2 protein-coding genes are annotated in these 6,356 nt (G+C 45.6%); one reads left to right on the forward strand and one right to left on the reverse strand.

The window, feature by feature from the left end; translation table 11 throughout:
• Positions 1 to 38 precede the first annotated feature (38 nt).
• Positions 39 to 755, reverse strand: a complete 717-nt coding sequence (gene rpiA, locus QUB16_RS18520; RefSeq protein ID WP_333153978.1) for a ribose-5-phosphate isomerase RpiA — start codon at positions 753 to 755, stop codon at positions 39 to 41.
• 214 nt (positions 756 to 969) lie between these two features.
• Between rpiA and QUB16_RS18525 the strand changes: the two genes are divergently transcribed.
• Entirely contained in the window at positions 970 to 5,421 is a 4,452-nt protein-coding gene (locus tag QUB16_RS18525; RefSeq protein WP_333318252.1) for a tetratricopeptide repeat protein, read from the forward strand.
• Positions 5,422 to 6,356: the final 935 nt, after the last annotated feature.

Below are 6,356 nucleotides of genomic sequence, written 5' to 3' on the forward strand. Positions count from 1 at the left end.
CCACAAAGAGTTTCTGACCAGCAGTGGGCAAGTTTTGACTATTTAGAAATTTCGCGTACTACGGGTTTTCCGTCTTGGATTTCGCCGACTAAAACCAAATCTGTACAGTCTACAAACAAACCATTTTCTAACACACCGGGAATGTTATTTAAGCTTTTTTCCATTTCTCCGGGGTTGGCAATGTCATCAAATTTGACATCAATTACCATATTACCTTGATCGGTAATTACGGGGCCTGCTTTTTTCACGCCCATGCGGAGTTCTGGTTTGCCGCCCAATTTTTCAATGGCGCGCATCACTGGTGTTAATGCCATCGGTATAACTTCGATGGGGACGCGAAAAGTCGAACCCAATTTATCTACGATTTTGGAACTGTCAACTACTACAATAAACTGAGTTGCGAGGTAATCGACTACTTTTTCGCGGGTGTGGGCTGCGCCACCACCTTTAATTAAGTTGAGGTGGGGATCTACTTCGTCAGCGCCGTCAATAGCCACATCAATTCTGTCAATTTCATCTAGTGTTGTCAGCGGTACTCCGTACTGTTTGGCTAACACTTCTGATTGAAAAGATGTCGGCACTCCTTTGATATCTTTGAGTTCACCGGATTTTATGCGATCGCCCAATGCTTGAATAGTATAAGCTGTAGTTGACCCCGTGCCGAGTCCGACAATCATACCAGATTTTACGCGATCGGCTGCAGCAAAGCCGACTTGCTGTTTCATCAATTTTACGGGATCTTGTTCTGTGGTCATGTTCGGTACTCCTTAATAGTTTTAAGATTATACCATTTATTATGGATTTATTTAACCGCAGAGAGCGCAGAGAACGCAGAGAGGAAGAAAAAGAAGAGAGGGAACTCGCAAATTATTTCAAGTGGGAACTTCTCTCTTTTTTCTCTGCGCCCTCTGCGTCCTCTGCGGTTAAATAAAAAAAATCTAGTTTACAAATCGGTGAATAATTGCCACAATGAAAATCGGATTTCTCGATACCTACACTTGGGATTACAATATTGAAACTCCTTACCGCGAACCTTTGGGCGGCACTCAGTCGGCTATTTGTTACTTAGCTGAGGCGTTGGCAGCACAGGGAAATGAGGTATTTTTGCTCAACAATACTTCCGAGTCGGGGATGTGGCGCGGCGTTGATTGCAGGCGCAGGGTGGGGGACAAATCTAATTTAGAATTGCTGCGATCGCTCGATTTTTTAGTTATAGTCAATATAGTTGGCAAAGCGCTGGAAATCAAGCCGCTTTTGGGGCATCGCACTCAATTAATTTTGTGGATTCATAACGAACCGGGCTTTGTATTCCTCCAAGATTTCAATAATCAGCGAGAAATCAATGCTTGCGATGCCTTTGTATTTGTCAGCGACTGGCAGCGCGAGCAATTTCACCGGCGCTTTGGGATTGACTCTAATCGCAGTTGTGTTTTAAGAAATGCGATCGCACCTTGTTTTGCTAACATTTTCGACGATAATATTTCTATCCTCTCTCATAAATCTCGACCGCCCATTCTAGCTTACACCAGCACTCCATTTCGCGGACTTGATATTTTGTTAAAAGTCTTTCCCGAAATTCGTCAAGCTGTCCCCGGAACCAGATTAAAAGTATTTTCAAGCATGAAAGTACACCAAATAGACGACAATGATAACAAACTTTTTTTCGGTCAACTTTACCGCCAGTGTCAGGAAACAGAAGGCGTCGAGTACGTCGGTTCCGTACCGCAACCCGAACTCGTCCGGCAACTGCGTTCAGTCGCGGTTTTAGCTTACCCGAATACCTATTTGGAAACCTCATCTATTGCCGTGATGGAGGCGATGGCCTGCGGTTGCCGGATTGTGACGAGTGAATTGGCAGCTTTGCCGGAAACAACTGCTGGATTTGCCCGTCTAGTTTCCATGTCAGGGGTGGAAAATTTTGCATCGATAACTAATTGGAAGCGGGCGGGCAACGCAGATTGGGAGGGATATACAAGGCGGTTTTTAGAGGCGATAGTCGGAGTTTTAAATGAGGGCACGGGTGCGGGCAGCGCCACTGCTGAAAATCATTTAAGACAGCAGGTAGAATATATAAATCAAGGGTGTACTTGGTCTGTGCGTTCCCGAAAGTGGGTAGAATGGCTGAATAGTATTAGTGTAAAACCTGTAAGAGTGGCAGAGCAAATGATCGGGAATTCTTTAGTAGGTTTAGAGGCAGTGAGAGATTATTTTCAAAAGGGAAATTGGCGGAAAGATCGGGGCGATCTCGGTGGCGCCATCGAGAATTATCAGAAAGCTTTAGAGTTCAATCCCGAAGATGCAGAAGTTCATAAAAAGTTGGCGGAAGTTTATGTTTTGCAAGGAGAATTTGAAAAGGCGATCGCCTCTTGTAATGTCGCTCTTCAATTTCAACCCACTTTTGCTCCTGCTTACTTGACTATGGGCAATGCCCTGCACAGTCAAAACAAACTGGAAATGGCCATTCAAGCTTACTTGCAAGCTTTAAAAATTCAGCCGGAATTTGCCGAAGCTAGCGCGAATCTCGGCAGTATGTATTACAAGTTAGGGCAATTGGAACAGGCGGCCAATTATTACCAAAAAGCTCTGGTAATTAATCCTCAATTGTCTTCGGTAAATATGATGCTGGGCAGCGTTTTGCAGCAGCAAGAAAAGTTAGATGCAGCAATTACTTGCTATCAAAAAGTGCTGCAACTGCAACCGGGAGATGCCAACGCTGCTGAGAAATTAGCGAGTTTAATCGCACAAAAAGAGCGGGCTACTACTGACAGCAACTTTATCGAATTAGAAACAGAATCAGGGGAATCGCAACCAGTAGCTGTCAACAAAGATGAAGGCTACGGCTTGCAGCCTTCGAGTATCAATTTGCCGCCAGCGCCAACCACTGAGACTTTAAATACTCCCTTTACAAATCCCGCCGAAGTTTCCGAACAAGTTACCTCGATCAATGTTCCAGATAGCGGACAAGTTGCCAATTTTCAAGAAGTAGAACCGTACAATAAACTCGCAGAAAACTTTTTAGTTCAAGGTAAAATTAAAGAGGCGATCGCAGCTTGTCAGCAAGCGCTAAAAATTCGACCGGATTTCATCTACGCTTACGTCACTTTAGGCAATGCCTTGCAAGCAGGAGGCAAAACTGAAGCTGCAATTCGATCGTATTCTCAAGCCCTAGTATTGCAGCCAAATTTTGCGGAAGTGCGCGCCAATATCGGCAGTATGTATTTCAAAATGGGGCGTTTGGAAGAAGCGATCGCCCATTACCAGCAAGCCATCGCCCTGAGTCCCGATTTAGCGGGAGCTCACTGGAATTTAGGGAAAGTATATCACCAAAACGGCAACATCGAAGCAGCGATCGCCTGTTTTAAAAGAACATCCGAACTCAACCCGCAGCTAGTCGGTGCAGACTTCCACTTTAACTTAGGTAATCGACTTTTGGGCCAAGGAAAGCGCGACGAAGCCATCGAATGCTACGAAAAAGCGATCGCCATTAAACCGGATTGGGCAGAAGCTTACGGTAACATCGGCAGCGCGCGATCGCAACAAGGCAATCTCGACGCCGCCATCGCTTACTATCAGAAAGCTGTAGCTTTAAAGCCACATTTAGAAGTTTTGCACTTCAATATAGCCAATTCTTTTTTACAGCAAAACAGGTACGATGAAGCAATTATTAATTATCAAAACACTCTGAAAATTAAGCCCGACTGGCCGGAAGTTCACGCTAACCTCGGCAATTGTTTTTCCATGCAGGGGCGGCTGGAAGAAGCTTTAGCCAGCTATCAGCAAGCTTTGGGATTAAAACCGGATTGGGCAGAGGTTTACTGCCGGATGGGACACATTCAGAAACAAGATAAGCCGTTGGAGGCGATCGCCAATTTTGAAAAGGCGATCGAATGCAACCCCAAATTTAGCGAAGCCTACCAACAACTGTGCGACTTGCTAAGCCATTCCACCAACCTCGCCGGAGCCCGCAGCGTAGCCGACAAATACTGCGAAAACTGCGGCGAAAATGCCCCAGTCATGTCAGCTACAGCCTACGTCTTTTCCTACCTGCAATCAGGTGTCAGCAAACAGGCAATTCAGAAACTCGAAGAAATCGAAAAACTATGCTACGAAAAGGTCGAAACCTTTAGCATGATCGAACTAAAACTGCTCTACGAAATCTTCCTGTTTGCAGTTTCTCACCTGCGAGACAACCGCGAAAAAAATGCCAGTTTCTACAGACTCATTGCCAAAGAATACTACCAAAAAGCCGTTCCTAAGCGCCAGGAAATTAACAGAAGCAACCTAGCAAATTACCAAACAAAAGAAAAGCGTCCTTTAAAAATAGGCTTCCTTTCCAAACACTTCCGCCGCCACTCAGTAGGCTGGTGCAGCGAAGCTTTAATTCGCGAATTAAGCCACATCACCCCCCACGTTCACCTTTACGTCACCGGGAAACTCCACCGAGATGAGGTTACGCAGCGGTTTGAAGACATGGCGGGCAAGTTTTACTGGCCTAAAAAATATCCAAACGGCTTTGCTGACGGCGGCGAAATCTTCGCCGAAGTAGCGCAAGACAACTTGGATGTTTTGATAGACTTAGACTCGATGACAGTGCCAACAAATGTCGAAGTGCTGTATCAATATCCTGCGGGAATCTGCGTTTCTTGGCTGGGATTTGACGCACCCTACATTTCAGATAATCACTACTTTCTGTGCGACGAACACACTCACCCCCCTGGTGTTGAAAAAAATTACTTAGAACAGTTAGTAAGATTGCCTGCAGGTTCGGTAGCAATTGGCGCACTGCAAAGCATTCCTGTGAATCGAGAGGCGATTAGAAACGCTCTCGGAATTGGCTTAGATCAAATGACTTATCTGTGCGTTGCGCCAGGGAGAAAAACCAATCCAGAAATGGTACGAGCTCAAGTTACAATTCTGAAGGAAGTACCAGATAGTGTGTTAATCCGCAAAGGTCAAGGCGACCCCGATGTTATTCACAGCACTTACCGCCAAGAATGCGAAATTCAGGGAGTAGATTTTGGTCGGATTAAGTTTATAGGGCAAACCCGAAGTGAGGAAGAACACCGGGCTATTTATTATGTAGCCGACGTGCTTTTAGATTCCTATCCTTACAACGGGGGAACTCACAACTTAGAGGCTTTGTGGGCGAATTTGCCAGTGGTAACTCGATCCGGCGACCAATATCTTTCGCGGATGGGTTACGCTTTCCTCAAAAGTGCAAATCTTGATGTTGGTGCGGCGTGGAGTTGGGAGGAATACACGCAGTGGGGAGTTAAGTTTGGCCGCGATGCTGGTTTCAGAAATGCGGTGAAAGAGCATTTAGTAAAATCTAAGCAGCCAGAACATCTCGCACCTTTGTGGAATCCTAAAAAGTTGGCTGAGGATATGTATGAGGTGTTTCAACAACTGTTAGCGAAATAGGTGAGTAATTCCTATAGCAATCCCCAATCAATTGCGAACTCCTTCCTTGCTCTCTTCTCTTCCTCTGTGCCCTCTGTGCCCTCTGCGGTTCAATAAAGGAATGAGAATTAAATAACTTCCACAAGTTTGTGGGATGGGGAGCATCTCAGTTTTGCATTTACAGTGCGAGCGTCCCCGCTCGCGTATTGTACAATACGCGAGCGGGGACGCTCGCACTACAATAAAAAAAATGCTTTTTACAAAACTGAGATGCTCCCGTGGGACGGGCGGGACGCCCATCCCAGAATAACAATTAAAATTGTAAGTTATTTAATTCGCGATCCTAATGTTAGTTGTCTCCTTTACCACTTCCCCGCGAGGGGATTGAAACTACATCTGCTGGAAATTTTTCCATTTCTTTGCAACGCCAGAATTTATGCACTCCGACCAAAGAAACCGGGTTTTTTACCGAATCTGTGGACTACAACCACATATTTTCGTAAAAAACCCGGTTTCTGGGCCCCTACTTAGCTTCTTTACCACTTCCCGAAGAGGGGATTGATATCAAATCCCGTGGCATCGGAATTAATCTTACCCACAGTCAGGAGACGGCAGTACCTTTCGTCGTGTCAACTTAAGGTAAAACCGATAGTCCGTCAGGGGTTGAAACCCCTGCCTCAAAGTGAAAGTCCTCTCAAAGAGGACTAATGAGTTCTTCAGTCCTCTTTTAGAGGACTTTAGCTATGAGACAGGGAATTCATTCCCTGGCGGAGTGCCGGGTGGGAGGAGTGGCGGCAGTGCCTTTGGTAGTGTCAACTTAAGGTAAAACCGATATTCCGTCAGGGGTTGAAACCCCTGCCTCAAAGTGAAAGTCCTCTAAAAGAGGACTAATGAGTTCTTCAGTCCTCTTTTAGAGGACTTTAGCTATGAGACAGGGAATTCATTCCCTGGCGGAG

This window comes from Microcoleus sp. D3_18a_C4 (genome assembly GCF_036702415.1).
GTDB lineage: Bacteria > Cyanobacteriota > Cyanobacteriia > Cyanobacteriales > Microcoleaceae > Microcoleus.

Excerpts from the sequence above, each read along its gene's own strand:
- rpiA (WP_333153978.1), bottom strand. The coding sequence starts at position 755 with ATGACCACAGAACAAGATCCCGTAAAATTGATGAAACAGCAAGTCGGC.
- QUB16_RS18525 (WP_333318252.1), top strand. The coding sequence starts at position 970 with ATGAAAATCGGATTTCTCGATACCTACACTTGGGATTACAATATTGAA.